Source organism: Streptococcus oralis (genome assembly GCF_964238205.1).
Taxonomy (GTDB): domain Bacteria; phylum Bacillota; class Bacilli; order Lactobacillales; family Streptococcaceae; genus Streptococcus; species Streptococcus oralis_CZ.
In genome coordinates this window covers 109,317-135,791 of sequence record NZ_CAXSLF010000007.1, presented here as the reverse complement: position 1 = coordinate 135,791, position 26,475 = coordinate 109,317, and the positions used below count along the sequence as shown (strand labels likewise).

22 protein-coding genes and 3 tRNA genes are annotated in these 26,475 nt (G+C 33.9%); 7 read left to right on the top strand and 18 right to left on the bottom strand.

From position 1 onward, the window contains the following. Window positions 1-113: 113 nt before the first annotated feature. The 16 genes from ACESOD_RS09435 to ACESOD_RS09360 form a co-directional block, all read right to left on the bottom strand. Window positions 114-185 (bottom strand) — tRNA-Glu (locus tag ACESOD_RS09435). 389 nt (window positions 186-574) lie between these two features. Then, window positions 575-2,533, bottom strand: coding sequence for an ATP-dependent zinc metalloprotease FtsH (gene ftsH, locus ACESOD_RS09430; protein WP_373095410.1), 1,959 nt, complete (start codon window positions 2,531-2,533; stop codon window positions 575-577). Window positions 2,534-2,549: 16 nt separating this feature from the next. After that, complete coding sequence (hpt, locus tag ACESOD_RS09425; protein WP_373095407.1) at window positions 2,550-3,092, bottom strand: hypoxanthine phosphoribosyltransferase; 543 nt, start codon at window positions 3,090-3,092, stop codon at window positions 2,550-2,552. 4 nt (window positions 3,093-3,096) lie between these two features. Beyond that, on the bottom strand, window positions 3,097-4,374 hold the full coding sequence (gene tilS / locus ACESOD_RS09420) for a tRNA lysidine(34) synthetase TilS (protein ID WP_373095404.1): 1,278 nt from the start codon (window positions 4,372-4,374) through the stop codon (window positions 3,097-3,099). After that, on the bottom strand, window positions 4,371-5,639 hold the full coding sequence (locus ACESOD_RS09415; RefSeq protein WP_373095401.1) for a serine hydrolase: 1,269 nt from the start codon (window positions 5,637-5,639) through the stop codon (window positions 4,371-4,373). The genes tilS and ACESOD_RS09415 overlap by 4 nt, the downstream gene beginning before the upstream one ends. Continuing rightward, entirely contained in the window at window positions 5,632-5,754 is a 123-nt protein-coding gene (locus ACESOD_RS09410; protein ID WP_045762396.1) for an SP_0009 family protein, read from the bottom strand. The genes ACESOD_RS09415 and ACESOD_RS09410 overlap by 8 nt, the downstream gene beginning before the upstream one ends. Window positions 5,755-5,760: 6 nt before the next feature. Then, window positions 5,761-6,129: a septum formation initiator family protein gene (locus ACESOD_RS09405; protein WP_075228438.1), complete on the bottom strand. Its 369-nt coding sequence runs from the start codon at window positions 6,127-6,129 to the stop codon at window positions 5,761-5,763. After that, on the bottom strand, window positions 6,122-6,388 hold the full coding sequence (locus tag ACESOD_RS09400; protein ID WP_001234970.1) for an RNA-binding S4 domain-containing protein: 267 nt from the start codon (window positions 6,386-6,388) through the stop codon (window positions 6,122-6,124). The genes ACESOD_RS09405 and ACESOD_RS09400 overlap by 8 nt, the downstream gene beginning before the upstream one ends. 63 nt (window positions 6,389-6,451) lie before the next feature. Continuing rightward, window positions 6,452-9,955 carry a transcription-repair coupling factor gene (mfd, locus tag ACESOD_RS09395; RefSeq protein WP_373095397.1) on the bottom strand — a complete coding sequence of 1,168 codons (3,504 nt, stop codon included), beginning with the start codon at window positions 9,953-9,955 and terminating at the stop codon, window positions 6,452-6,454. Further along, on the bottom strand, window positions 9,948-10,517 hold the full coding sequence (pth, locus tag ACESOD_RS09390) for an aminoacyl-tRNA hydrolase (protein ID WP_373095394.1): 570 nt from the start codon (window positions 10,515-10,517) through the stop codon (window positions 9,948-9,950). Before pth ends, mfd begins: the two co-directional genes overlap by 8 nt. A gap of 72 nt (window positions 10,518-10,589) precedes the next feature. Beyond that, window positions 10,590-11,705, bottom strand: coding sequence for a redox-regulated ATPase YchF (gene ychF, locus ACESOD_RS09385; protein WP_373095391.1), 1,116 nt, complete (start codon window positions 11,703-11,705; stop codon window positions 10,590-10,592). An 85-nt stretch (window positions 11,706-11,790) separates the two neighbouring features. After that, entirely contained in the window at window positions 11,791-11,985 is a 195-nt protein-coding gene (locus tag ACESOD_RS09380; RefSeq protein WP_000285188.1) for a DUF951 domain-containing protein, read from the bottom strand. Between the two features lie 66 nt (window positions 11,986-12,051). Further along, window positions 12,052-13,188 carry a DNA polymerase III subunit beta gene (gene dnaN / locus ACESOD_RS09375; RefSeq protein WP_049508360.1) on the bottom strand — a complete coding sequence of 379 codons (1,137 nt, stop codon included), beginning with the start codon at window positions 13,186-13,188 and terminating at the stop codon, window positions 12,052-12,054. A gap of 157 nt (window positions 13,189-13,345) precedes the next feature. Continuing rightward, window positions 13,346-14,701 carry a chromosomal replication initiator protein DnaA gene (gene dnaA / locus ACESOD_RS09370; RefSeq protein WP_373095386.1) on the bottom strand — a complete coding sequence of 452 codons (1,356 nt, stop codon included), beginning with the start codon at window positions 14,699-14,701 and terminating at the stop codon, window positions 13,346-13,348. Between the two features lie 221 nt (window positions 14,702-14,922). Then, window positions 14,923-15,681, bottom strand: coding sequence for a ParB/RepB/Spo0J family partition protein (locus tag ACESOD_RS09365; RefSeq protein WP_049508355.1), 759 nt, complete (start codon window positions 15,679-15,681; stop codon window positions 14,923-14,925). Window positions 15,682-15,737: 56 nt separating this feature from the next. Next, window positions 15,738-16,922 carry a S1C family serine protease gene (locus ACESOD_RS09360; protein ID WP_373095382.1) on the bottom strand — a complete coding sequence of 395 codons (1,185 nt, stop codon included), beginning with the start codon at window positions 16,920-16,922 and terminating at the stop codon, window positions 15,738-15,740. Window positions 16,923-17,105: 183 nt separating this feature from the next. On the opposite strand from ACESOD_RS09360, the gene rlmH reads away from it, so the two are divergent. From rlmH to ACESOD_RS09330, 6 genes are all read left to right on the top strand, one after another. Continuing rightward, complete coding sequence (rlmH, locus tag ACESOD_RS09355; protein ID WP_000695942.1) at window positions 17,106-17,585, top strand: 23S rRNA (pseudouridine(1915)-N(3))-methyltransferase RlmH; 480 nt, start codon at window positions 17,106-17,108, stop codon at window positions 17,583-17,585. Window positions 17,586-17,628: 43 nt separating this feature from the next. After that, window positions 17,629-17,702 (top strand) — tRNA-Arg (locus ACESOD_RS09350). 165 nt (window positions 17,703-17,867) lie between these two features. Next, window positions 17,868-17,993 carry a ComC/BlpC family leader-containing pheromone/bacteriocin gene (locus tag ACESOD_RS09345; RefSeq protein ID WP_007555225.1) on the top strand — a complete coding sequence of 42 codons (126 nt, stop codon included), beginning with the start codon at window positions 17,868-17,870 and terminating at the stop codon, window positions 17,991-17,993. A 30-nt stretch (window positions 17,994-18,023) separates the two neighbouring features. Next, on the top strand, window positions 18,024-19,343 hold the full coding sequence (comD, locus tag ACESOD_RS09340; RefSeq protein ID WP_001054986.1) for a competence system sensor histidine kinase ComD: 1,320 nt from the start codon (window positions 18,024-18,026) through the stop codon (window positions 19,341-19,343). Further along, window positions 19,340-20,092 (top strand): competence system response regulator transcription factor ComE, encoded by a 753-nt coding sequence (comE, locus tag ACESOD_RS09335; protein WP_373095378.1) that lies wholly within the window; start codon window positions 19,340-19,342, stop codon window positions 20,090-20,092. The genes comD and comE overlap by 4 nt, the downstream gene beginning before the upstream one ends. Before the next feature lie 120 nt (window positions 20,093-20,212). After that, window positions 20,213-20,286: transfer RNA gene (locus ACESOD_RS09330), tRNA-Asn, on the top strand. Window positions 20,287-20,503: 217 nt separating this feature from the next. On the opposite strand, the gene ACESOD_RS09325 is transcribed toward ACESOD_RS09330, so the two are convergent. Further along, entirely contained in the window at window positions 20,504-21,046 is a 543-nt protein-coding gene (locus ACESOD_RS09325) for a TetR/AcrR family transcriptional regulator (RefSeq protein WP_001158257.1), read from the bottom strand. Between the two features lie 128 nt (window positions 21,047-21,174). Between ACESOD_RS09325 and ACESOD_RS09320 the strand changes: the two genes are divergently transcribed. Then, window positions 21,175-23,838, top strand: a complete 2,664-nt coding sequence (locus tag ACESOD_RS09320) for a YhgE/Pip family protein (RefSeq protein ID WP_373095374.1) — start codon at window positions 21,175-21,177, stop codon at window positions 23,836-23,838. A gap of 31 nt (window positions 23,839-23,869) precedes the next feature. Here the strand turns inward: ACESOD_RS09320 and ACESOD_RS09315 are convergent, their stop codons facing one another. Then, the gene (locus tag ACESOD_RS09315) at window positions 23,870-26,419 is read right to left on the bottom strand and encodes a YfhO family protein (RefSeq protein ID WP_373095371.1); all 2,550 of its coding nucleotides are present in this window, start codon (window positions 26,417-26,419) and stop codon (window positions 23,870-23,872) included. Between the last annotated feature and the right edge of the window lie 56 nt (window positions 26,420-26,475).

Below are 26,475 nucleotides of genomic sequence, written 5' to 3'. Positions count from 1 at the left end.
CTCTTCTCTCAAGTGACAACTATATTAGTATATCACAGCAGCTTTCGCTTGTCAACACTTTTTTGAAACTTTTTTTATTTTTTTTCATCTAGTGTTTCATCTGTAACATACTATAGTCCGTACGGGATTCGAACCCGTGTTACCGCCGTGAAAAGGCGGTGTCTTAACCCCTTGACCAACGGACCAGAGTTGTTATTTTCAACTCTTACTATTATACCGACTTTTTTTGCTTTGTCAACACCTTTTTTAAATTTTTTTTTAGAAGTCTTGTAATGTTTCCTTCAGCTCTCTGAGAAGGGCTTTGCGGCCTTTAAATCGTTCGTCTGCCCAGAGTTTCGGTTAATTTTTTTATGAAGCACATATCATTTTTGGAAAACATTTCTTCATATTACTCAAGTAACTATTGCATTCTTATTTTCAGAAAATTCGAATCATTTCCTCTAAGAGAGCATTAACATAAGTAAACTTGTATTTTATTTTGAGAGAAATCTTTGATTTAAATTAGAGTTCCCTCAACTTTTTTTAAAAAAACAGAGAAAACTTGTGCCCCCTCTGTTTATAGTATTTAAGATAATTAATTTTCTTCAGCCATTTTTGATTTGACTTCATCATATGATAGGGCACGTGATTCCTCTTCTACTGATTCAGGCATTTTCCCTGTTTCGTAAAGAGATTTGATTTGTGTACTATCCAATGTTTCATATTTTAATAAGGCTTCTGCAATCAATTTATGCGTTTCACGATTTGATTGAATAATTTCAGCTGCTTTATTACGTGCTTCATTCAACAATGCTCGAACTTCTTCGTCAATTTCATAAGCTGTACGCTCTGAAATAGATTTTTGTGGAGTTTGAGCACCAAACATTGCATGATTTCCTTCGTATTGAACAGGCCCAAGTTTTTCACTCATACCATACTCTGTAACCATTGCACGCGCCATTTGTGTAGCTTGCTCAAAGTCGTTTGATGCACCTGTTGTTTGGACATTAAAGATGATTTCTTCAGCAACACGTCCACCCATCAAACCAGCTAATTGCTCTTTCATATCTTCTTTAGATAAAAGCATTTGGTCTTCTTTAGGAAGTGCAATCATATATCCGCCTGCACGTCCACGTGGTACTATGGTAACTTTATGAACAACACGGGCATTTGACAATACTAGACCGACAATGGTGTGTCCTGCCTCATGGTAGGCAACCAATTCACGTTCTTTTTGTGAAACTGTCTTGTCTTTCTTAGATGGTCCAGCGATAACACGATCTTCAGCTTCATCAATATCAGAAGCATCAATCACTGATTTATTACGACGAGCTGCAACTAAAGCTGCTTCATTCAATACATTTTCCAAATCGGCACCAACAAAACCTGGAGTTTGTTGTGCTACCAATTTCAAATCTACATCTTCAGCTAAAGGTTTATTTCTAGCATGGACTTTCAAAATTGCTTCGCGTCCCTTAACATCTGGACGACCAACCAATACTTTTCTATCAAAACGACCTGGACGAAGAAGGGCTGGATCTAAAACATCTGAACGGTTCGTTGCCGCAATGACAATAATTCCTTCATTTCCTTCAAAACCATCCATTTCAATCAAGAGTTGGTTTAAGGTTTGTTCTCGTTCATCATTACCTCCACCTAAACCAACACCACGTTGGCGACCAACGGCATCAATTTCATCAATGAAGATAATAGCTGGTGCTGCTTTTTTTGCGTCCTCAAAGAGAGAACGTACACGGCTCGCACCGACACCAACAAACATTTCTACAAAGTCAGAACCTGAAATACTAAAGAATGGTACACCAGCTTCTCCTGCGACTGCTTTGGCAAGTAATGTTTTACCAGTTCCCGGAGGTCCTTCTAAGAGAACTCCAGCTGGAATCCGGGCACCCAATTTTGTAAATCGTTTTGGATCTTTTAAGAATTCAACAACTTCAACAAGTTCTTGTTTTTCTTCCTCTGCGCCTGCGACATCTGAGAAGCGAACTTTGATATCTTCTTTATTAGCAGCTTTAGCTTTACTACGTCCAAAGCTCATTGGATTACGTCCACTATTTCCGCCCATATTTCCCATCATAGAGAAGAGGAAGAAGAATAAGATAGCAAATGGTACTACTGAAACCAGGATGTTAATCCACATACCACTTGAGCTTTCGTGTTTCACTTCAATCTGAGTTTGGTGTTCACTTGCTAACTTTTGCAAATCCGCTACAGTTGTATCTGATGGGAGGACAATACTTGTAAATTTCTCTACTTTTGTAGCAGAGGGGGTAAAAAATTGAATTCCCGTTTCCTGTTTCTCTGTCTTAGCATTTTTGTAGACACCATACACTTCAATAACACTACCACTTGGTTGGTAGGTCATTTCTTTTACATTGTCGTTAGTGATTTCCTGAACCAATTCTGAGTACTTAATTTGTTGACTATGACCAGCGGATCTGCCAGCAAAAAAGTACTGAAATCCTGTCACTAGCAAGAAAATCATCAACAAATAAAGAAATGGATTTTTTATGAAACCATTATTTTGTTTTTGCATTCAAACACTTACCCTTCTATTTTGAGTAAACTTCCTCTTTCAATACACCTACATAAGGAAGGTTACGATAGTTTTCATTATAGTCTAGTCCATATCCTACAACAAATTCATTTGGAATTGTAAAACATGTATAATCTGCTTCGATTTCTACAGTGCGACCTTCTGGTTTATCAAGCATGGTAACAATCTTCACAGAAGCTGCTTCTCTTTCAGTAAACATATCTCTCAAACTTTTCAAGGTTTGACCAGTGTCAATGATATCTTCTACAAAGACAACATGTCGACCTTTAATATCTTGAGTTACGTCTTGTTTAATATTAATGACACCACTACTTACAGTCCCACCATGATAGCTAGAGACCATCATAAAGTCCATTTCAAGATGTGTATCAATATATTTCACCAATTCTGCCATAAAAGGAATAGAACCTTTTAAAATTCCAACTAAAATCGGATTTTTACCCTCATAATCTTTTGTCAACTGAGCACCTAATTTTTTAGCTGCTTCTGTAATTTCATCTTGTGAAATCAAAATTTTCTTGATATCTTTTTCTAACATGATTTTACCTATCTATTTTTTCTATATAAAGTACAGTGTTCATTATATCATTTTTCATTTTTTTACTCAAATCACTGATTTCAATTCCTAAAACTGAACAAATTTTTCCAAATTGCTCAATGATAATAGCTTTTTCTCGTCTTTCTTTAGGAATTTTTAAATCAATAAAAAGTCGCCTTAGTTTTTTACGATGACCATTTTTTATCAAATAATCACCAGGCTGTCGATGCCTTAAAATCAACGATGTTTCACGAGAAACATTCATCTTTTGAATATTTTCCCCTTCTAGAGGAATTCCAAATGAAAATAGAAAACCTTCATAATAAACTTGATTTTGATAGTTTAACACACACTCACTACTTTTTTCATCAGACTTTGGTCTGATTTTACAAATTCGAAAGTGCTGATATTCTTTTACAAGTTCATAACCATTTTTTATACAATGGCGATATTGACTTTTAGTTTTTAAAATATGATGAATTTCTTGAAATTGTTCTCTTGTTACATTTAAATCAGCAAAACAACTAAGGTATTGTTGTAGTAAAATTCGCTGTGTTGCCTCAGAAAAAAATAAAAACTGAGTTAAATCTTCCACATTGACTGTTTGAGATAATTCAGTCAGAGCAATTTGATAGTCAAATGCTTCTTTTCCAAACTCTAAAAACGCTCTCTTTAGCTGAATATTTTCTTTTTCCAGTTGTGGTAAGTAAATATTACGAACTCGATTGCGAAAATAATGATTTTCTTTATTCGTCCTATCTTCAAAATGCTCAACTTCAGGAAAATCCCTCTTATAAAAAGACAGCAAAGGACGAATTAACTCTCCCTTATCAAACGTTTGTCTCTCTTTTATAGCTGATAAGTGTTGCAACCTAACACCTCGAATCAATCGCATAAAAATCGTTTCAGCCTGATCATCTGCATGATGAGCTGTTACAAGGGCTGTAGAGGAAGTTTTCTCAATTACTTCTCTAAAAAAATCATAGCGAAATTGACGAGCATTTGCTTCTGAAAAATCTCCAGTAAAATGAGCTACGTAAATTGGAACTCCAACTTGTTCAGCTAGTTTTCTTAATTCAATTTCTTCATCATCTGATTCTGGTCGTTGTTTATGGTTTACATGAGCTAAAAATAATTCTATCCCGAGTTCTTCTTGGTAGGTTGATAGGAGGTGAAAGAGAAACATCGAATCCAATCCACCAGATAAGGCTAGTACAACTCGTGAATGATCTTTAAAATAACCTTTTTCTAGAAAATGATTTAAAAAATATTGGTCTCTCATTTTAGGACCTCATAGACATCCTTAGCAATTTTAGAAATGGTATCATAATCAGAATTTTTGGTAAAGATTGAAATAATGAAAGGAGAATCTGTATAGACTATTCCTACATCGTGTTTAAATTCATCTGCATCCCCAATTTTATGGGCTACCTTAGCAGAAATATTCTTAGCAATCCTCTGATTATCAAAAGCTGTTTGCGATAGCGATTCTAAAACAAAACCATTCTGATTATAAATAGATTCCATAACTTGACCAGCCATTTTAGCTGAAGCTAACTTCTCTGTTACGTTCCACTCTTCACCTGCGATAGTAGCCATTTCTTTTTTAAAAGCTTCATCTGATTTATTCGTAATATAATAAGCAAGAATATTATGAGCTACATTGTCAGATTCTTTCGCTGTCTTTGTAATTAAATCTTTGAGAGTGTAGTCTTTATTGTCCGCTGTTTTAGGGAGGCTTCCACTTCCTTCGGGTTTATAAGAACCAGGGAAATCATTTACTTCAGAAAGGTACTTCAATTTCGTGTCAAGTTGGTAATCACCTTGATTGATTTTTTCTTGAACATAATAAAGATAAGGCAATTTCATAACACTAGCAGCGTACATTTTTTGATCTTCATTAATTCCAGCTTCCTTACCCGTGCTCAATTGTTTAACATAAATAGAAAACTGTTCATTTTGATAATTCGCAGATAACAACTCTTGTACTTTCTGGATACGATTGTCATCGTTGGAAATGTAATCCGTCGAAATCCAACCAATTTGTTTGATATGTAAGAATTCACGACCTTCAGCAAAAATAGACATATCTGCTTCAACCTCTTGATAAGCTGCTAAAGTAGACTTTAATTCTTGTTGATCATAAGGACTATTATAAACGACAAATCCTGGTTCTAACCATACTCGTTTAGAAAAATCGTTGACAATTGAACTATCGTATAAAAGTCGTTTATCAGCCATCACAAATTGATTATTTGACAATTTAAACACAGGCTGTCCTTGTTTATTTAATCTCCATTCTAAAACAGATAATGTTGTATCTGCATTGACTTTTCCTGATTCTTTAATCAAATCTTCTGTAGAATAAACAGACGTTTCACCATAAAATTTTGGAGATTCTATAACATCTTGATAGTAAAAATGATACGAAGCGTGGGTTAAGGAATAAACTTCTTGGTTTGGAATGATAACTGGATTCTCAGTGCTTACTACTTGGACACTTTTTAAAAAAATAGGAAGTAGTAATATCACTAAAAATTTACGCATTCTTTTTTTCCTCTTCTTCTTGTAGCCGTAACAGATGATTTTTTTGAGCTAACTCTTCTAATTTTTCATCTGATTGACTTAAAAACTTTTCTACAATATCTAATAAATTTTCCATTTTACATTACCTAGGAAGTAAGTCCGGAATAGTATAAACTTCCTCCCATGATTTTGAATAGTAATATTTTGCACGCAAATACTTGGCTGCGTATGTTTCATCCTTTAATTTGGTTGCAAGATTTGATTCTTTATCTTTTTCATCGCTCAATTCTTGATACTGTTTTTTCAGATTGGCTAACTGTTGGCGACGTTCGAGTAGTTGCTGATAACTTTGAGTCAAATTATAGGTTGGTAGGATGAACAACAACATAATCAAAATCAAAACCCAGCCCATAAAACGATTTCGTCTTTGTCGTTCTTCCATCAAGTATTTACGACGTTGGTGTTCATTTTGAATAAAAGAATTATTCATTTGTACAATTTTTTTATACATCGTTTTCTACCCTTGTTTCGCTGATAATTTCATACATACCTGCAGCATCTTCTTTTTTAGTGCTATCTTTCATTTCTAACACTTTTACGAGCAACAATTTATTTCCAAAACGAATTTCAACTTGGTCATTGATTTTTAAATCTGTAGAACTCTTAGCAAGAATACCATTTACCTTGATACGTCCCTTATCTGCAACTTCTTTAGCTACTGTACGACGCTTAATAATTCTTGATACTTTTAAATATTTATCTAATCTCATTTTTATTACCTCAAATTATTATTGTACCATTTTTATCCCTTTTATAGAAGAAAAATGTCATACCTAATTCGACTCTTTTGAATCTTTTATGTTTGCTAATGATTCTCCAAAAGTTAAAAGACCTTCTAAAATCTCATAATCCTTTTTATTACGAATATCAAAAACAACTTCGATTAAACCTTGATTTTCTGAAATATTAGCCTTCAAACTTGTCTGAGAAAGAGCCTGGAAATAATCTTGTGTTAAAAATAATTGTTGCGAAATTTTTTCAAATTGAACGATAAGTTTATTATTTTTTCTTTCAACTCGATTAACAAATACTTTATCAAGATATGCTTTGGCTAATCCAATTTCTAAAAGATAAGCAACTACATCTGGATATTCTCCAAAACGATCGATCAACTCATCTTGTAATTCTTCATAGTTGACACGATTGTCAATCTGACGAATTCTCTTGTAAATTTCAATTTTATGTCTTTCATCCGATATATAATCATCTGGGAGATAGGCATCGATTTGTAGGAGTAACTCAGCATTTCCTTTTTCACGTTTTTTGTCAGTTCCATTTTTCTTAGCTATTGCTTCTTCTAACAACTGAGAGTACAACTCAAAACCAACAGAATCGATAAAGCCAGACTGCGAACTTCCTAATAGATTTCCAGCTCCACGAATGGATAAATCACGCATAGCAATTTTGAAACCAGAACCTAATTCGGTAAAACCTTTGATAGCTTCTAATCTCTTTTCTGAAACTTCTGTCAAAGATTTGTCTGGTCTATACATGAGATAAGCATAAGCAATTCGATTACTACGACCAACCCGGCCTCTTAATTGATACAAGGTTGACAAGCCCATATGATCTGCGTTTTCAATAAATAAGGTATTAGCATTTGGAATATCTACACCTGTTTCAATGATTGTCGTAGTTACTAAAATGTCATATTCGCCTTCAATGAAATCAAGTAGTGTATTCTCCAAACGAATTTCACTCATTTGACCATGAACAAAACCAATAGAAGCTTCAGGAATTAGTTCTTGTAATTCTGAAACCTTCTTTTCAATCGTGTCAACTTTATTGTAAAGATAGTAAACCTGACCACCACGATCAATTTCTCTCAATACAGCATCTCGAATGACATAATCATTTTGTTCAAGAACATAGGTTTGAACGGGATATCGATTGGTTGGAGGAGTTTCGATGACAGATAAATCTCTAATACCTAACATAGACATATGGAGGGTTCGAGGAATTGGTGTAGCTGTCAAGGTTAAGACATCAACCTTCTTTTTTAATTCCTTGAGTGCTTCTTTATGTTTAACACCAAAACGTTGCTCCTCATCAATAATGATTAACCCTAAATCAGCAAACTCAACATCTTTAGACAAAACTCTATGAGTTCCTATCAAGATGTCCACTTGACCTTTTTTTAATTTCTCAAGTGTCTCAATCTGTTCTTTTTTACTTCTAAAGCGACTCAAAACATCTACGTTTACAGCAAATTGCTCAAATCTTTCCTTAAAATTACTGTAATGTTGTTGCGCAAGAACTGTTGTTGGAACTAAAACTACTACTTGTTTATGATTATTGACAGCCTTAAATGCAGCTCGCATAGCAACTTCTGTCTTACCAAAACCAACGTCTCCAACTAAGAGTCGATCCATAGGTTGAGGAGTCTGCATATCTTTTTTGATTTCTTCTATACTTCGTAGTTGATCTTCAGTTTCAACATACGGAAAAGCCTCATCAAAAGCAACTTGATCTTCATCATCTTTTGAAAATGCATACCCTCTAAGTTGACTTCTCTCAGCGTACAATTTAATTAAATCATCTGCGATATCTTCAACTTGATTTTTAACTTTTTGCTTAGCCTTTTTAAAATGCCCATCATTTAGTTTATTTAATTTTGGAGCCTTTCCATCACTTGAAACATATTTAGATAAGGTTTGAATTTGTTCTACAGGAATAGAAATACGATCGCCGTTTTGATATTGAATAGTCACATAATCTCGGTGAATACCTTTGATTTCAATCGTTTCTATTCCTAAATATTGACCAATCCCATGAATTTGATGAACAACATAATCGCCTTTTTGAAGCTCATTATAGTCCTTTAATCTCTCAGCATTGCTGATATTTTGTCTTCTATATTTACGTTTAACCTTCTTTTTGAAAATTTCATATTCAGTTATAAATACAAGATTTTCATCTACAAAGTGAAAGCCATGACGAAGATTTCCTTCAACAAGGTTGACAGTTCCTTTACAGATATCACTTTTGTTACTACTGTCAACTTTAATACCGTATTCATCAAGAATAGTCGATAATTTTTTAAGTTCAGTTTTGCTACTTGACTGAAGAACAATCGTATACTTCAATTTTTTATAACGCTCAATTTCTTCTTTTAAAAAAGAAAATTGATTGAAAAACTCTTGCATTGGATATTGATTAAATTGATAAAGATGTTCAAATTTTAGATTTCCAAGTCCCTTTTGAAAATTAGAAAAGAAGCTAACTGGTAAATATTTTTTAAACTGACTTTCTACATCAGCAAAATATTGTAAACTTGATACAGCTTTACTATTGTGTAAATCCTCTGTAAAGTAGCTAGCTGTTTCCTTATCAAAAGCATCGTACTGGTTCATGATTTTTTGAAAATCATCAAATATAACAGGAACTTGATTCAAATAGTCTATCAAGGTCCACTGTTTTTTATAAAATACAGACAAAAACTTGCGAATATCAGAATGGATACTCTGTTGCTTAGCACTACTATAGACTTCCTCTAGATATGACTTCAAAGTTGGAGAAAGTGCCTTATCAATCTCATGTTCTAAAAATTTCTGACCACGATGATAATCTTCATTCGTTAACAAAATATCACTAGCTGGATAGATTAGTACTTGAGTTTGACTATCTTTTGATAATTGAGTTTCAGTATCAAATTCTCTAATGCCATCAATCTCATCACCGAAAAATTCAATCCGATAAGGACATATTTGAGAGGTTTCAAATATGTCTAGAATATCTCCACGAAGGCTAAATTCTCCCTGACTTTGAACTTGTGTAACTTTCTTATACCCAAGAGAAATCAAGTGATTTTTTAATTCTCTTTGTTCGCATTCTTGCCCCACTTGAAGTTCTAAGATACTATCATCAAAAACTTGAGGATTCGGCAAGAATACTCGACTAGTTGCGACGTTACAAACTAAAATCCCTCTTTGAGACTCATCTCTTAGAAAACGCAAAGCTTCAACCCGAGAAAAAATCTTTTCCTGAGATGATACCAAAAATTCAACCATTGGTGAATCATCTACTAGAAATGGATAAACCAGATCCGAACCTAATATGGAGATTAGATCATTAATCAGACGCTCAGCTTCTCCATATGTGGAAGTCATCACTAAAACCTTATCCTGGCTCTTCAGACTACTAGCAATCGCTAACGATTTTGCTGAGCCAGAAAGACCTAGTAATAATTGTCTTTGTTTCTGTGGTAAGTTCTCATGCCAAGATAGAATTTGTTTATTCTCTAAAAAGAAATCGATTAATGCCATTTCCTTACCCATTATATTTCTGCATCGTCTTTTCAAAGTTTTTTTCTTGTAAATAATAATTTACAGCATCGTCAACCTTGTCAATTGACTGTAAAATGCCAATATAATCTTCTTGATCAAACTTACTCAAAACATGGTGAACAACAGACATTCCTTTTTTAGGTCTACCAATACCAATCTTTACACGATTGAAAACCTGTGTACCAATATGTTGAATAATCGACTTAATTCCATTATGACCACCAGCTGATCCTTTAGCACGAAGACGAATTTTTCCGACTTCCATGTCAAGGTCATCGTAAATGATCAGTAAATCTTCAATATCTAAACCATAATAAGTTAACAATGCATGAACAGCTTTTCCACTTTCATTCATAAAAGTCGTCGGTTTCACCAGATAAATTTTTTCCCCATTAAGGAAAAATGAAGCTAGTTCAGCTTGGAATATCCTATCGTGTGTAAAGGTAACATTATGTTTTTTTGCTAGTTGGTCAATCAGCATAAAGCCAACATTATGTTTAGTTTCAAAATATTTATCTCCTGGATTTCCCAATCCTACAAGTAATTTTGTCATTTATATTTCCTTTCAAAAGTCAAAAGGGTTGGAATTTTTTTCCAACCTAATTGACATTATTTAAAATATTGATTAAACGTTAAAGCGGAATTCCATAATATCGCCATCTTGCACGACATATTCTTTTCCTTCTTCACGCAAACGTCCTGCTTCTTTTACAGCCTTTTCAGAGCCGTATTTAATCAAATCATCATAGGACATGGTCACTGCACGAATAAAACCTTTTTCGAAGTCAGAGTGGATGATACCAGCTACTTGAGGAGCTTTCATGCCACGTTTAAAGGTCCAAGCACGAACTTCTTTTTCACCGGCTGTGAAGTAAGTTCCAAGTCCTAACAAATGATATGCTGCACGAGTCAACTTATCCACACCTGATTCTGTCAAACCAATGGCTTCAAGAAACTCTTTTTTATCTTCATCATCTAACTCAGAAATTTCTTCTTCAGCACGCGCAGAGATAACCACTACCTCTGCATTTTCTGTTGCTGCGAATTCACGAATTTGTTTCACATAATCGATAGATTCTGGGTCTCCAACCACATCCTCATCAACGTTAGCTACATAAAGAACTGGTTTCGTTGTCAAGAGAAAGAGTCCTTTGACAACTTTTTGCTCTTCATCTGTAAATTCAATGGTACGAGCTGATTTTCCATCTTCAAGAACAGGTTTAATCTTTTGGAGAACGTTAAATTCTGCAACTGATTCCTTATCTTTTTGCGTACGCGCCATTTTTTCTACACGCGCATAGCGTTTATTGACTGATTCTAAATCAGCAAGAATCAACTCTAGGTTAATGGTATCAATATCTGCTAGCGGATCCACAAAGGCATCTTCACGACCTTGCTCACGCATGACATTTTCATCATCAAAGGCACGAACCACATGAACAATCGCATCAACTTCACGGATGTTGGCCAAGAATTTATTCCCAAGACCTTCTCCTCTTGATGCTCCTTTTACAATCCCTGCAATATCTGTAAATTCAAAGGTTGTTGGAACTGTCTTTTTAGGAGTAATCATTTCCGTCAATTTTTGGAGGCGTTCATCTGGAACTTCTACCATTCCAACGTTTGGATCAATGGTCGCAAAAGGATAGTTTGCAGCCTCTGCTCCTGCTTTTGTAATTGCATTAAATAGGGTTGATTTACCAACGTTTGGTAAACCTACAATACCTGCTGTTAAAGCCATAGTTTCTCATTCTCCGTTCACATTTCAATCTTCAATATTATAACACAAAAAGGGAAAACTTGCTAACCCTCTTACTATGGGGTTCCTAGTCGATGATTTTGTTCATTTTTCTTTCAAAATCATAGCGACTCATCATGACCACATGATCACAATTGCTACATTTTATTTTGATATCTGCACCAACACGGGTAATTTCCCAACGATTGGCTTTTTTACCTGTTGATTTGATTGTACAAGCGTGTGGTTTTTTCATTTCAACAAAATTTCCAACTTGATACATAGTTAATCTCCTTTTTCTTTTTCGATTATATCATAAAAGAGGCGAGCTAGGCTCAACCTCTTTCCATTAATTTGTGCGAACTGGCGTGATGAGCTGCATGAAATCTTCATCTGTATCAGCTGGAACTAGAGTAAATGGACGAACTGCTGAAATAAAGCTGATTGTAACTTTTTCGCTATTCAAAGCTTTTAGTGCTTCAATCAAATAAGTTGGGTTGAAACTAATCGTCAAATCAGCACCACTTACATTTTCAGTGTCAATTTCTTCGTTTACTTTCCCTACTTCTGGAGAATGAACATGAGCACTTACAACTCCTTCTTTAATTTCTAATTTAACAGTACCATTTTGTGTCGCACTTGATAAGAGTCGAGCACGTTCCATAGACTGGCGTAGTTTAGCAACGTCAAAAGTCACTGTTGTATTGAAATCTGTTGGAATCAATCGATCGGTATCTGGATAATTTCCTTCTAAGAGACGTGTGTAGAAGCTAATATTTTCACTTCTAAAGAGAATTTGATTATTGGCGAAGAAAATCTCTACTGTTTCGATATCATCCGTAAAAACAGCTGAAAATTCGCGTAGCGAACGACTTGGGATGACAACATCAAAATCATCGCTATTTTTTTCAAGTGTCAATTTTTTCTGACTGAGACGGTGAGAATCTGTCGCAACTGTTTTTAATTCTTTGTGGTTGCTTAAAACAAAGTGGACACCTGTCAAAATAGGACGGCTTTCTTGGGTACTAGCTGCAAAAGCTGTTTCATTGATAATCTTTTTAAGAAGTTTTGTTTCAAGAACTAAAGGATTGCTTGCAGAAATTTCCTGAATACGTGGATATTGCTCACTATCTTTTCCTTTAAGAGTAATCTCTGATTTTCCACTAGTTAAGACAATTTGCTTTTGTTCAATCTCTTTAAAATCAAGTGTTACATCTGGAAGACTTGAAACAACATTGATAAAGAAAGAAGCTTCCAGTAGAACTGAACCTAAAGAGTTAATCAAGAGACCTGCATTTTCATTTTTTTGCGAGATAAAATTTTCGATTGAGATTTGACCATTTGATCCAATCAAGGTAATTCCTTCATTGGTAACATCAATTTTTACAGTCGATAAAATAGGAATTGCATTCTTTGAGCTAATAGCTCTCTTTGTTGTATTTAAAGCTTGTAAAAATAAGTTTTTATTAATTGAAAAATGAATCATGGATTCTCCTTTATTCTTTTTATTATTAGAAGGATAATAGTAATAATAGAGCGTGTGAAATCTGTGGAAAAACACTTGTAATCAAGAAAACTCAAGGACAGAGCCTTGTTTAAAAGATGTGGATAAATAAGAGAATTTTTAAAAAGTTATCCACAAGTTATTTAATTTTCTTTTTGATGTTTTCAATTTCTATACGTAAATTATCATCTGTTTCAAGCATGGATTTGATTTTTCCATGAGCGTGAATGACCGTTGTGTGGTCTTTACCACCAAACTCTTTTCCAATCTTAGGAAGGCTATTATCAGTCATTTCTCTGGCTAGATACATGGCAACTTGACGGGCTAAAACAATATTTTGAACACGTCTAGTTCCTTTCATTTCCTTGACACTAACACCATAGAAGTTTCCAACTTCTGTCTGGATTTTATCAATTGGAATCACGATCATTTTGCTAACGTCTTGTTTACGAGCACGAATAGCTTCAGCTGCAATGTCAACTGTGATATCGTTAATCTTTTTGACTTTGGCCATTAGGCTTATGTCGTTGAGTGCTCCCTCGAGTTCTCGCACGTTAGAGTCAAATTGTCCAGCCAGATATTCGAGTGTATCATTCTGAAAGTGATAGTTGAGATGTTCAGTCTTACTCTGTAAAATAGCAATACGTGTTTCAAAATCAGGTGGTGTGATATCTGTCGTTAATCCCCACGAGAAGCGCGTGACCAGACGTTCAGGCAGACTCTCTAAATGTTCAGGTCTACGGTCACTCGTCAAAACAATCTGTTTATTATTATTGTGAAGGGCGTTAAATGTATTGAAAAATTCTTCCTGAGTTTGTACTTTCTTTCCACTAAGTGATTGAATATCATCAATGAGTAGGAGGTCTAAACTACGGTAAGTTTTCTTGAATTTTTCCATATCATTGAGTCTCAAATGCTCTAGGAATTCATTAATGAAGCTTTCAGCAGGTATGTATTTTACACGCGCATTTGGGCTCTTTTTTAGAATTTCATTTCCAAGGGCATTTAACAGGTGAGTTTTTCCAAGTCCAGGCCCTCCGTAGATAAATAGAGGATTGTAAGTTAATCCTGGATCTTCAGAAACAGCCAAAGCAGCAGACTTAGCCCAAACATTACCATCCCCTTGAACAAAATTATCGAAAGTATACTTTTCCTTGAGTCCAGTTTCAGAATATGGAATAGTGGATGGAATTGGTTGATAATTGTTGTCAGGTTCAGACTCGAAAGCTACTTGTGAGCTAGCTTCTTCAACTTTCGTGAAGATATAATGAGCTTTTATTTCAGTATCATAGATTTCAAAACCTGCTGCTAAAAGCATTCCATTGATATTTCGTTCCCAGAATATCTGCATTTCATCGCGGGGTAAGAAAATCGTTGCAGTATTCTCTTCAACTTTAACCAGTTTTGCGTCTAAAATATAGAAATCATAAACTGACTGAGTTAATTTATCATGTGCAAGTTCTAAAAGACGATTCCAAAATTGTTTTTCCTTCAATGATTTTCTCCTCCTTTACTATAGAATTTAAAAGGTTTATTGATAGAATCATTTTACCATAGATAAGATTATTTTTCCACAAGTTGTGGAAAACAATTAACAATGTTTTTAAATGTTATCCACAAAATGTGGATAACTAAGAAAAATTCTGAAATACTGGGCTTTTAAAAACTAAAATGCAGTGGATAACTATGTTCGTTAAGAATACTAAAATAACAGCCTTATTTCAGGCTGTTAATAAATTGTTGGTATTCATCTTGGTTATGGAAGGAAATTGAAATTTTACCACTATCTTTTTTTTGTAGCTTAATCTGAACATCTAATCCGAGTATTTTTTTCAATTTTTGCTCTTCGTCTTTGACAAAGTGGTCTTTTTCTTTTTTGCTGCTCTTCTTCGTTTTTTGTAGTATTTGTTCAACTTGTCGAACAGAGAGATTTTCAGTTTGAATACGATTCAAGAGTTTGTCTTGTTTATCACTTGATAATTGAATGAGGAGTCTAGCATGAGCTTGAGAAAGTCTACCACTTTCAACTTCTGTCAGGATATGTTTAGGTAATCCTAACAATCGAACTAGGTTTGTAATATAAGGTCGAGATTTCCCCATTTTTTCAGCAATTTCTGTGTGGGTAAAACCTTTATCAATTAAGGACTGATATGCTTTAGCTTCCTCGATAGGATTTAAATTTTCTCGTTGGAGATTCTCAATGATAGAATGAAGCATCATATCTTGATCAGAAAGTTGCTTAACAATGACTGGAACTTCTGAAAGTCCAGCAGCAATTGAAGCACGATACCGCCTTTCTCCAGCTAAAATTTCGTATCCAAGTACTGGAGATTTTCTAACGATAATAGGCTGAATCAAGCCGTTTTCCTTAATAGATTGTGCCAGTTCTTGTATTTTTTCTTCTGAAAATTCCTTACGAGGTTGATAGGGATTTTTTTGAATATCTTTTATTTGAACAATTTTAAATTCTTCCATAATTCTACATTAACACAACTTAGATATTCTGTAAAGCAACTTTACATATCTGTAAACTACTTATCTAAATCACTAGTACTTTTATCTAATTTAATAGTTGTTGTTTCTTCCTTACCATTACGGTAGTAAGTAACAGTCATACTGTCTCCAATAGAATGACTATATAGAGCACTTTGCAATTCAGTAGTGGAAGAAATAGCTTTATCATCTATTTTTGTAATGACGTCATATTGTTGCAGATGTCCATTGGCAGGCATATTTTTTTGAACAGAACGAACAGCTACACCAGAAGTAACATTTCCAGGAAGTTTTAGTTTTTGAAGATCAGTTGTACTAAGATTTGATAAGTTAACCATGTGGATTCCAAGAGCAGGTCGAGTTACTTTTCCATCTTTTTCCAACTGCTTAATAATATTGATTACATCGTTTGCAGGAATGGCAAAACCAAGACCTTCGACAGATGTTCCACCATTAGAGGCAATCTTACTTGATGTAATACCGATAACTTGGCCTTGGATATTAATCAAAGGACCACCTGAGTTCCCAGGGTTAATAGCTGTATCTGTTTGGATAGCATTGGTTGAGATAGCTTGTCCGTCTTCAGATTTTAGAGAGACATTTCTATTTAAACTTGATACAATCCCCTGTGTCACAGTATTGGCATATTCAGAACCTAGAGGACTACCGATTGCAATAGCTGTTTCTCCAACTGTTAATTGACTAGAATCACCAAATTCGGCTACTGTTGTGACCTTATCTGCAGCAATTTTTACAACGGCAATATCTGAATAAGTATCAGAACCCACAATTTCACCAGGTACTTTTGTGCCATCTGCTAAACGAATATCAACTTTTTTAGCACCATTAATAACGTGAGTATTAGTTACAAGGTAAGCAGTATCCCCTTCCTTTTTATAAATGACACCAGAACCTTCGCTGTATACTTGTTCAGAATTGGTATCTGTATCAGTTTCATCAGATCCGAGTAAACTGTTTTGAGAGTTTGATGAGTAAGTAATGACAGATACAACAGCATCTTTAACTTTATCTACTGCCTGTGTAGTTGAGTTTTCATTTTTTACAGCTGTTTTGCTGACAGTCGTTGTAGTTGTCGTACCACTATTTTGTTTTTGACTGAGCTGTAATGTGGTAAAAGTACCTAAAATACCACTAAAAAAGCTAATGAGAATGACTACTAAAAGTTGTCCCCATTTTTTGGAACTAGTTTTTAAGTTTTTCATAGAAGCCTCCATGTTTTTTAATCAATGAAAGTATAAAATAGCTAGCTTAATCCAAGCTTAAAAACAAAAAGTTTTTCACAACTTGTGGATAACTTTCGAAAACCTGTGAATTTATTGAAGTTTTTCAAAATCTTATCTGTGAATAAGATGTGAAATTGAGTGTGAATATGTTAGAATAGAAGAATGAAAATTAAAGTGGTAACAGTTGGAAAACTGAAAGAAAAATATCTCAAAGATGGCATAGCAGAATACTCCAAGAGAATTTCACGATTTGCTAATCTAGAAATGATTGAGTTGGCTGATGAAAAAACACCAGATCGGGCCAGCGAATCTGAAAATCAAAAGATTTTGGAGTTGGAAGGGAACCGCATTCTTGCTAAAGTAGGGGAACGTGATTTTGTAGTTGTTTTAGCCATTGAAGGAACAACTTTTTCTTCTGAAGAGTTCAGTAAGCAGCTTGAAAGGGCTTCTATCAATGGATTTTCGACAATCACTTTTATCATTGGTGGGAGTTTAGGACTATCTCCAGAGGTGAAAAAAAGAGCCAATCTCTCTGTTAGTTTTGGGAGATTGACACTTCCCCATCAACTAATGAGATTAGTCTTAGTAGAACAAATTTATAGAGCGTTTTCGATTCAACAGGGCTCTCCCTATCATAAATAGATGATTGACTAAGCTAGCTTTTTTTGATAAGATAGATTAGTAAGGTCTCATAGCTCAGCTGGATAGAGCATTCGCCTTCTAAGCGAACGGTCGCAGGTTCGAATCCTGCTGGGATCAGTGTTAAATCGTAAGCTGGGAAAAAATCCCAGCTTTTTTTGTAAAAATTTGACATTTCAGAATAAAATTTGAGCATTTGAGAAATAATTCTCTATAGGAATCGTAGATTTTATATAATATTTTTGTAAGTTAATTTACAAGAAAAACATTATAGGAGTTTATATTATGAAAAAGAATACAGATTTTGCTCAAATGAAAGATTTCCAAGAATTGAACGAAAAAGAACTGCAGGAAATCAGAGGTGGGGATATAAGATTACCTCATATTATAAAAAAATTATTTTCAAAATAATATAAAATAGTGGTAAGATAGGGAGCTATAATGAATTTAGTTATATTAGGAACAATTTTTCTTCATATCTATATTCTAACAATTAGTTATGGAATAATTTGTAAGATAGCAAGAAAAGAAAGATATTGGTTTGGAATTTATCTATTTTTATTCCAACTTTTAGCTGAATTTTGCTTTGATTTTATTTCCTTATCTGGATTAGGATTTGAAAAATTTTTATTTCCTATTTTTCTCTACGCATATCTAAAAATTTTTAAAAAATACGATAAGTATCAAGCAGGATTTATCAGTATACTACTGTCATTACTATATAATAGTAGCCATACATTTATATCTGTAACTTTATCATCTATAATAGGAGATCAATTAGTAATACAGCATGAAGAACTCTTCTTTTTTGTAGTTCTATCATTAACTTATTTTGCAATCAAAAAAATCATTACTTATTTCCACTTGGAAATGACCTATTTTGATAAAGACTACCTCTATCCATTTTTAAAAAATGTGCTAGTTGCTTTCTTCACCTTACATATCCTCTTATTTATTTCAGATATTGTGAGTACTTTTCCCAATTTAAACAGTTTTGGAAGTATTTTATCTTCTATTGTTTTTGTTTGTCTACTTTTGACCTTCTTTTCCATGAATTCTCACAAAGTTCAGATAGAAAAAGAAATCGAATTGGAACAAAAGAAGTTTGAGCAAAAACATTTACAAACTTACACGGATGAGATTGTTACCTTATATAATGAAATTCGTGGTTTTCGCCATGATTATACAGGTATGCTTGTCAGCTTAAGAATGGCGATTGAAAGTAAAGATTTACAAGAAATTGACAGAGTTTACAGTGAAGTACTTGTAAAGGCGAATCAAAAATTACGTTCAGACAAGTATACCTATTTCGATTTGAACAATATTGAGGATTCAGCACTTCGTAGTTTGATTGCTCAATCTATTGTCAATGCGAAAACTAATGATGTAGAGTACACATTAGAGGTAAAAGATATCATTACCCCTTTGTCTATGGAACTGTTAGATTTGGTGCGCGTGATGAGCGTTCTGCTCAATAATGCTGTTGAAGGGGCAGTTGAAAGCTATCAAAAACAACTAGAGGTAGCTATTATCAAGTTGGATCTTGAAACCTTAGTTGTCATCCAAAACTCTTGTAAAAAAAGAAAGGTAAAATCCGAAGATTTATTTGAATTAGGATTTTCAACTAAAGGAAGACATAGAGGACTTGGACTTAATAATGTTAAAGAAATTTTAGGAAAATATGACAATGTTATTTTAGAAACAGAAATTGATAATGATGTATTTAAACAAGTAATTAGATTTAAGAGGGAACTGATATGAAAGTATTGATTTTAGAAGACATTATAGAACACCAAGTAAGGTTGGAAACAACTCTGAATAAAATTTCTAAGGAAATAAATATTCCTATCTCCTATAAAACAACAGGAAAAGTGAGAGAGTTTATGGAATATGTTGAGCATGATGAAGTCAATCAGCTTTATTTTCTAGATATTGATATCAATGGGATTGAGAGAAAAGGATTTGAGGTTGCTCAATTTATTCGCCATCGCAATCCTTATGCCATTATTGTTTTTATTACAAGTCGATCTGAATTTGCTACTTTGACTTATAAATACAAAGTTTCAGCATTGGATTTCATTGATAAAGAAACCAGTGATCAAGTTTTTAAAAATAGAGTTGCCGACTGTGTGCTTTACACTAAGACTACTTTACTTGAAAACCAATCAGTCGTTGATTATTTTGATTATAGTTATAAAGGAAATGATCTTTGTATTCCTTATCATGATATTCTCTACATTGAAACAACGGGAACTTCTCATAAATTACGAATTGTAGGTAAGAATTTTGCAAAAGAATTCTATGGAACAATGACAGATATTCAAGAAAAGGATAAGGAAACCCAACGTTTTTATCTAGCTCACAAGTCATTTTTAGTCAATATCGGTAATGTGAGAGAAATTGATCGTAAAAAAATGGAAGTTGTATTTTATGAAGATCATCGTTGTCCTATCTCTCGCCTAAAAACTAAAAAATTGAGAGAACTAATGGCTAAAAACCAAAAAAAGTAATTGACAATTTTTGATAAATTGATATAATGGTTATATCTGCTACAAGTAGAGGGTCCGTTGGTTAAGAAATCGTCTTTTCATAGCGGTAACACGGGTTCGAATTCCGTACGGACTATTTAATCCGCCATAGCTCAGTTGGTAGTAGCGCATGACTGTTAATCATGATGTCGTAGGTTCGAGTCCTACTGGCGGAGTCAGATGAAAGGAACACTAATTTGGTGTTCCTTTTTTGATTCTTTTTCCGATGTAATGAGGGGAGGCATACCTAACATACGGATAGATAATGATTTGTGTCCGAAAATAAAACTAAGGAAATTGTATTACATTAGTATTAGCCTAATAAGAACAACAAAATAGGCTCCATAATATCCATAGGGGGTTGATTCCCTATAACTATTATAGAGCTTTTTATTAATTTGTATCCCCTAACATTTTCATTAAAAAGTCCGTGATTTCTTGTGGACTTTCTTTTTTTCCGTGGGCAATCCAGGTTTGACAGACTCCAAAGAGAGCATTTGTTAGGTAGACGCTACTGTATTCTAATTCTACTTCATTTAGTTTGAGTTGCATAAAACGTTTTTGAAGGTCTGTGCTCAGTAGGATGTGAAGTTTATTTCTCAAGAAATTTTGAATTTCCTTGGTTCCATTTTCAGATAAAAGAGCTGCTAGAAGTGGTTCTGATTCTAAGTATTCAAATACTTCTAGAATGGCATCTCGTTTGTGATTAGCATGTTTTTGAAAGATATATTCGAAGGTATGAAATAGTTTACTTTGGTAATGTTCAATCATATCGTATTTATCTTTGTAATGAGTATAGAAACTGGAGCGGCTAATTCCAGCTTTTTGTGCTAATTTAACAGTTGTAATCTGATCGAATGGTTGTTCCATCAATAATTCTACCATAGCATTTTCGATAATGCGCTTAGTTTTTAATCGTTTATTACTTTCTTGCATGTTCCCTCCAGATGAACATTTTTAGACAATGTGTTTAAAAATGGATTTTTTATCTTGTCTTTTTAATTTTTTTATGTATAATCTATTATATCAAAAATTTAGACAAGTAGTTTAAAAAAGGAGACAATATGTTTAAAGAATGGAAAGCAATCTTTAAAAAACCGACATTTATTATTGTCATGATAGGAATTTCCTTAATTCCAGCTCTTTACAATATCATTTTCTTATCATCAATGTGGGATCCGTACGGTAAACTTTCGGAGTTACCTGTAGCAATTGTTAATAAGGATCAAGCTGCTACTTATAATGATGAAAAGCTCACTATTGGTGAAGACATGGTGTCTAATTTAAAAGATAGTGATAGTCTGGATTTTCATTTTGTAGATGAAGGTGAGGGAGAAAGAGGACTGTGGGATGGAGATTATTACATGGTTGTAACGTTGCCAAGTAATCTTTCTGAGAAAGCTTCTTCTATCCTTACAAATCATCCTGAACAGATGACGATTGACTATCAGACATCAAGTGGTCATAGTTTTATTGCAAGCAAGATGAGTGATTCTGCCATGACACAAATCAAACAGACTGTGGCTACTAAAGTTACTCAATCTTATACTAAAGCTTTATTTGATAAGATGGGGGATTTAAAACTTGGTTTATCTCAAGCGGCAAATGCAAGTTTACAGTTGGCTGATGGTTCGAATAAGCTTTCTGATGGTAGTCAAACCTTATCAACCAATCTTCAAACCCTAGCTCAATCAAGTCTCACATTTTCTAATGGTGTTGATCAATTATCTACAGGATTAGGAACCTATACAGCTGGTGTAAATCAGTTAAATCTTGGTCTTGGTAATTTTAATACTGGTTTAAATCAATATACAGGCGCTATTTCACAAATCGACAATGGATTAAACCAACTGAATTCACAGACACCGGCACTGGTATCAGGATTGACTCAACTTGATGCAGGCACACAAGCCTATACAGGTGGTGTTTCTCAACTCAATTCAGGATTAAATCAATTTTCACTTGGTATTGATACTTATACAAATGGAGTTCAAAGTCTATCATCAGGTGCAAATCAGATTTCTACAAAATCAGAGACTCTACGTACAGGATTAACACAACTTAATCAAGGTATTCAAGAACTTTCTACTCAATTAGATGGGACAACCCAACAAAAAGATCAGATTAAACAATTAGCAACTAGTTTAGATCAATTTAATCAAGCTATTCAAAATATTCAAACAGCAGATAGTGGAGAGATAACACAAGTAACAAACCAGCTTTCTAGTAGTCTATCAACGATTGCAAATTCAGCACAAAGCATCATTACTTCAAATCAATCTGAAAAAGAAACTACTTTATCAGCTATTCAATCTACGAGTGCTTATCAAAGCTTAACTCCTGACCAACAGGCAGAGATAACTTCTGTGGTTTCTAATCAATCATCTTCTACTAGTGAGTCAGTACGAACCATTTTAATTACAGTTCAAACGTTACAATCTTCTTTAGAAAATGTAACCACTCAAACAAATAGTTTAACTCAATTAAAGAATCACTCAAGTCAATTATTACCAACTGCTTCTTCAACATTGACAAGTTTGTCAAGTGGATTAACACAGGTTCAAACAGCAATTGACGGTCAGTTATTGCCAGCTAGTCAAACTCTTGCATCTGGTATTGACAGCTATACAAAATCTGTAGACCAAGTAGCTTTAGGAGCAAGTCAGTTGAGTTCGAAAAATTCGAACTTGACAGGAAGCTTCAATAAGTTGCTACAAGGCTCTAATCAGTTAACAGAAAAATCTTCTACATTGACAGGTGCTACTGCTAAATTAGCAGCGAATGGGCCAGAATTAGCAACAGGAATTGATAAACTTGCATCAGGTGTCAACCAAGTAAACAATAAAACATCAGATTTAACTGCTGGAATTAATCAATTACAAGCGGGTTCTCAACAATTAGCTGATAAATCAGACCAGCTAGTTTCAGGAGCAAATCAACTGGCTAATGGTTCTGAAAAAATAGCTAGTGGAGCAGATCAACTTGCTCAAGGATCTGAAATTTTACAATCAGGACTCGGAAAATTAAGTGATGGTTCAAGTCAATTAAATCAAGGTTTGACAGAGGCTGATAAACAATTGAATAAGGCTTCAACTGAACCAAAAAATGCAGACTTACTGGCTGATCCTCTAAGTCTTTCAAAAACTGATACGGATCAAGTTGCTGTTAATGGGATTGCCATGGCTCCGTATATGATATCAGTTGCTCTTTTTGTTGCTGCTATTTCAACTAATATGATTTTTGCTAAATTACCTTCTGGACGCCACCCAGAGAGTCGCTGGGCTTGGTTTAAGTCTCGCTTTGAAATTAACGGTATCATTGCTGGTTTGGCAGGATTATTAGTTTATGGTGGGGTACATTTAATCGGACTGACTGCAGTTCACGAATTCAAAACCTTAGCTTTGATTATTTTAACTAGTCTTGCTTTCATGGCGATGGTAACAGCATTGACAACCTGGAATTCTCGCCTAGGCGCCTTCTTCTCCTTAATTTTATTACTCCTTCAATTAGCATCAAGTGCAGGAACTTATCCTTTAGCTTTGACGAATCAATTCTTTAAAACTATTAATCCATGGTTACCTATGAGTTATTCAGTTTCAGGTTTACGACAAACCATTTCTATGACAGGCAATATTCATAGTCAGATTATTTTCCTTATCTTTACAGTAATGATTTTTGTTGCTTTAGGAATGCTAGCCTACCAACCTAAAAAAGTTGAAGAAGACTAAAAACAATCGACCGATTCGGTCGATTGTTTTTTTATCTAGAATATTTTTTTCTTTGAATATCATAAAAAATAAAGACAATAATGGCTATAAGAGAACAACTTGCACCAGCAACCAATCCTTTTGGAATAAAGGAAAGGGTAATAGTTCCTTCACCTTCAGGAACATCAATTTTCATAAATCCAGTTTGTGCCTGTTGAATTTGTATTTTTTTACCATTTTGGTAAGCAGACCATCCTCGGTCGTAAGGAATTGTGAAAAAGATCGATGTCTCATTCTTTACCTTATAATTTACAGTGACTTTATTTTTATAAGAGCTCACTTCTACTGGATTTTCTTTTATTTTGCGTATAGCCTCCGTATATTTCTTAGTATCTAAGCGATAGAAAGTTGGAGATTCAAATGATACTTGAGCATTTCCTGGGAACTTAATCTGGATATCAAAAGTTTGTTTATGTTCTGCATATCCAAGATTAAAAAATGTAAAAGCATTATCTGTGGTAAAGGATTTTTTTTCACCATTGACAATGATGTCAACTTGCTTTTTCTTATCATTTGAAAAATTTAGCTTTGTCATGGAAAGGTAAACCTGACTATTATCAGGTACTTCAATACTGTAGCTGATAGTTGCATCTTCAGTATCAGTTCCGTTTAGATTGACCACGTTGTCACCAGAGTCTGTATGATGATTTATCGGATAAAAGTACTCTTCATTTAAGCCAGCAATTTGATTTAAAAATTGAGTTTGATTATCAAGAGTATGATCATTAAAAGTGACATCTTTGTAAAGAGACTGTGTAGCAAAAGCAATTGGGAGAGCGAATTGATTTTTATAAAGGGTTAGATTATCTTTTTGATAGCTTGGATGAAAACCATATTTATCTGGATAGGTTTCAGAAATATTGTAGCTGATTCCAAATAAACTATCTGCAATGATAGTATTATTTGCATAACGAAGATTAAGGTTGGTACCTGAAGATTTAAAACCCAACTTATCTAACGTTGTACTTGCAGAACGATTACGAACAGATGAAAATTGTGAGATGCCATTGTAGTTAAATTTCATGCTATCGTTTCCAGTTTGAGTTTGTAACTTTTCAGTTCGTGTAAATGTATCTGGTTGCTGTTTGGTATACTCCAAAATAGCTTCCATACTTGGAATATCTTTATCATAGGTACTACGAGAAGCAAATCCCCATTCTTTCGTAATTCCATTTAGTTGAGATGAAGCATTAAAACTAATTTCACTTACTGTAAAAATCAAAATAAGAATTGAAAAGATTTTTGGAGAAATCAGTTTTTTAATAAGTGCTAATAATAACAGTAAGTATACCACTAAGAATTCAAGCGTTAAGAGTATATTTAATTTAGTTAAAAATGAATAATGATTTTTAAAATAAATGGTTGCCAAATAGCCAGATAAAAGTAAAGTCATTGAGAATAAAATATTCCATAACTTAATATCCTTAAATCTATTTAAAACTTCCGCAGATATATAAATCAAAAGAGTAGAGAAAATCCACGCATAGCGATGAAGAAACATATTTGGCGCGTGCATTCCTTGCCAAAATAGATCTAAGGCTTCTAGATAAAAACTAGCAATGATGATAATGAGTAGAGTTGCATAGCATAGTTTCACGTGAAACTTAATTGATTTTAATGTAAAGAATACAATTGTTAAGATAAAAGGAAGGAGGCCTACAAAAATCATTGGGATAGAACCATATTTAGTTGTATCGAAAGCACCAATAAATTGTTTAGCGAATAGATCTAGATACCAACTGGCATCTGTTTTTATTTTTGTAATAGCGGTTAGTTTTTCACCATGAGTTCTTAAATCAAACAAGGTTGGGAGTGTCATGATGAAACTTGTTAAACCAGCGAGTAAGGATGTTAGGAAAAAATCAAGGAAAGAATACTTGCGACTTTTAAAATCCCAGGAAAGTTGGCAAAAATACCAAACTGCCAAAAACAGGGCAGTCATATAACCAAAATAGTAGTTTTGGATAAATAAGATTGACAAACTTGTAAAGTATAGAATACGTTTTTTTTCCGTTATGAGTAGATGTAAACCAGTTAAAATTAAGGGGATTAAAATAAAAACATCTAACCAGGTTTTAATCTCAAGTTGACTAACTGTAAAGCTCATTAATGCATATGAGGTAGATAGAGCTAATCGAAGTAGGGCAGGTATATTTTTGAATATTTTACTCAAGCTAAAAAAGGTTGACAGACCTATCAAGCCAAATTTCAACAAGGTTGACAGATAGACTGCATCTGGCATGCTTGATACATCAAAAAAATAAACAAGAGGAGATAGAAAACTACCAAGGTAATAACTGGACAAGGCATAAAAATTGAGACCTAGACCACTGGTAAAAGTATAAAATAGACTATCACTCCCATGTAAAATATTACGAAGATTTAGATCAAAAATAACATATTGATGAAATCCATCCCCTAATAAAGGTGAAGTATCACTGTTCCAGTAGATACCTTGAGAAAGATAGACTCCTGACATAATTACTAGGGGAATGATGAAAGAAATAAAATAGGTCCAATAGTTTCTAAAAAATGTTTTCATGTTACCTCATAGAATGATAGAAAACTCAGTTGGTTAATCCAACTGAGTTTTAAAGT

Bases quoted from the DNA above. Each gene is read 5' to 3' on its own strand.
- ftsH (WP_373095410.1), bottom strand. From the start codon at position 2,533: ATGCAAAAACAAAATAATGGTTTCATAAAAAATCCATTTCTTTATTTG.
- hpt (WP_373095407.1), bottom strand. From the start codon at position 3,092: ATGTTAGAAAAAGATATCAAGAAAATTTTGATTTCACAAGATGAAATT.
- tilS (WP_373095404.1), bottom strand. From the start codon at position 4,374: ATGAGAGACCAATATTTTTTAAATCATTTTCTAGAAAAAGGTTATTTT.
- ACESOD_RS09415 (WP_373095401.1), bottom strand. From the start codon at position 5,639: ATGCGTAAATTTTTAGTGATATTACTACTTCCTATTTTTTTAAAAAGT.
- ACESOD_RS09410 (WP_045762396.1), bottom strand. From the start codon at position 5,754: ATGGAAAATTTATTAGATATTGTAGAAAAGTTTTTAAGTCAATCAGAT.
- ACESOD_RS09405 (WP_075228438.1), bottom strand. From the start codon at position 6,129: ATGTATAAAAAAATTGTACAAATGAATAATTCTTTTATTCAAAATGAA.
- ACESOD_RS09400 (WP_001234970.1), bottom strand. From the start codon at position 6,388: ATGAGATTAGATAAATATTTAAAAGTATCAAGAATTATTAAGCGTCGT.
- mfd (WP_373095397.1), bottom strand. From the start codon at position 9,955: ATGGGTAAGGAAATGGCATTAATCGATTTCTTTTTAGAGAATAAACAA.
- pth (WP_373095394.1), bottom strand. From the start codon at position 10,517: ATGACAAAATTACTTGTAGGATTGGGAAATCCAGGAGATAAATATTTT.
- ychF (WP_373095391.1), bottom strand. From the start codon at position 11,705: ATGGCTTTAACAGCAGGTATTGTAGGTTTACCAAACGTTGGTAAATCA.
- ACESOD_RS09380 (WP_000285188.1), bottom strand. From the start codon at position 11,985: ATGTATCAAGTTGGAAATTTTGTTGAAATGAAAAAACCACACGCTTGT.
- dnaN (WP_049508360.1), bottom strand. From the start codon at position 13,188: ATGATTCATTTTTCAATTAATAAAAACTTATTTTTACAAGCTTTAAAT.
- ACESOD_RS09365 (WP_049508355.1), bottom strand. From the start codon at position 15,681: ATGGAAGAATTTAAAATTGTTCAAATAAAAGATATTCAAAAAAATCCC.
- ACESOD_RS09360 (WP_373095382.1), bottom strand. From the start codon at position 16,922: ATGAAAAACTTAAAAACTAGTTCCAAAAAATGGGGACAACTTTTAGTA.
- rlmH (WP_000695942.1), top strand. From the start codon at position 17,106: ATGAAAATTAAAGTGGTAACAGTTGGAAAACTGAAAGAAAAATATCTC.
- ACESOD_RS09345 (WP_007555225.1), top strand. From the start codon at position 17,868: ATGAAAAAGAATACAGATTTTGCTCAAATGAAAGATTTCCAAGAATTG.
- comD (WP_001054986.1), top strand. From the start codon at position 18,024: ATGAATTTAGTTATATTAGGAACAATTTTTCTTCATATCTATATTCTA.
- comE (WP_373095378.1), top strand. From the start codon at position 19,340: ATGAAAGTATTGATTTTAGAAGACATTATAGAACACCAAGTAAGGTTG.
- ACESOD_RS09325 (WP_001158257.1), bottom strand. From the start codon at position 21,046: ATGCAAGAAAGTAATAAACGATTAAAAACTAAGCGCATTATCGAAAAT.
- ACESOD_RS09320 (WP_373095374.1), top strand. From the start codon at position 21,175: ATGTTTAAAGAATGGAAAGCAATCTTTAAAAAACCGACATTTATTATT.
- ACESOD_RS09315 (WP_373095371.1), bottom strand. From the start codon at position 26,419: ATGAAAACATTTTTTAGAAACTATTGGACCTATTTTATTTCTTTCATC.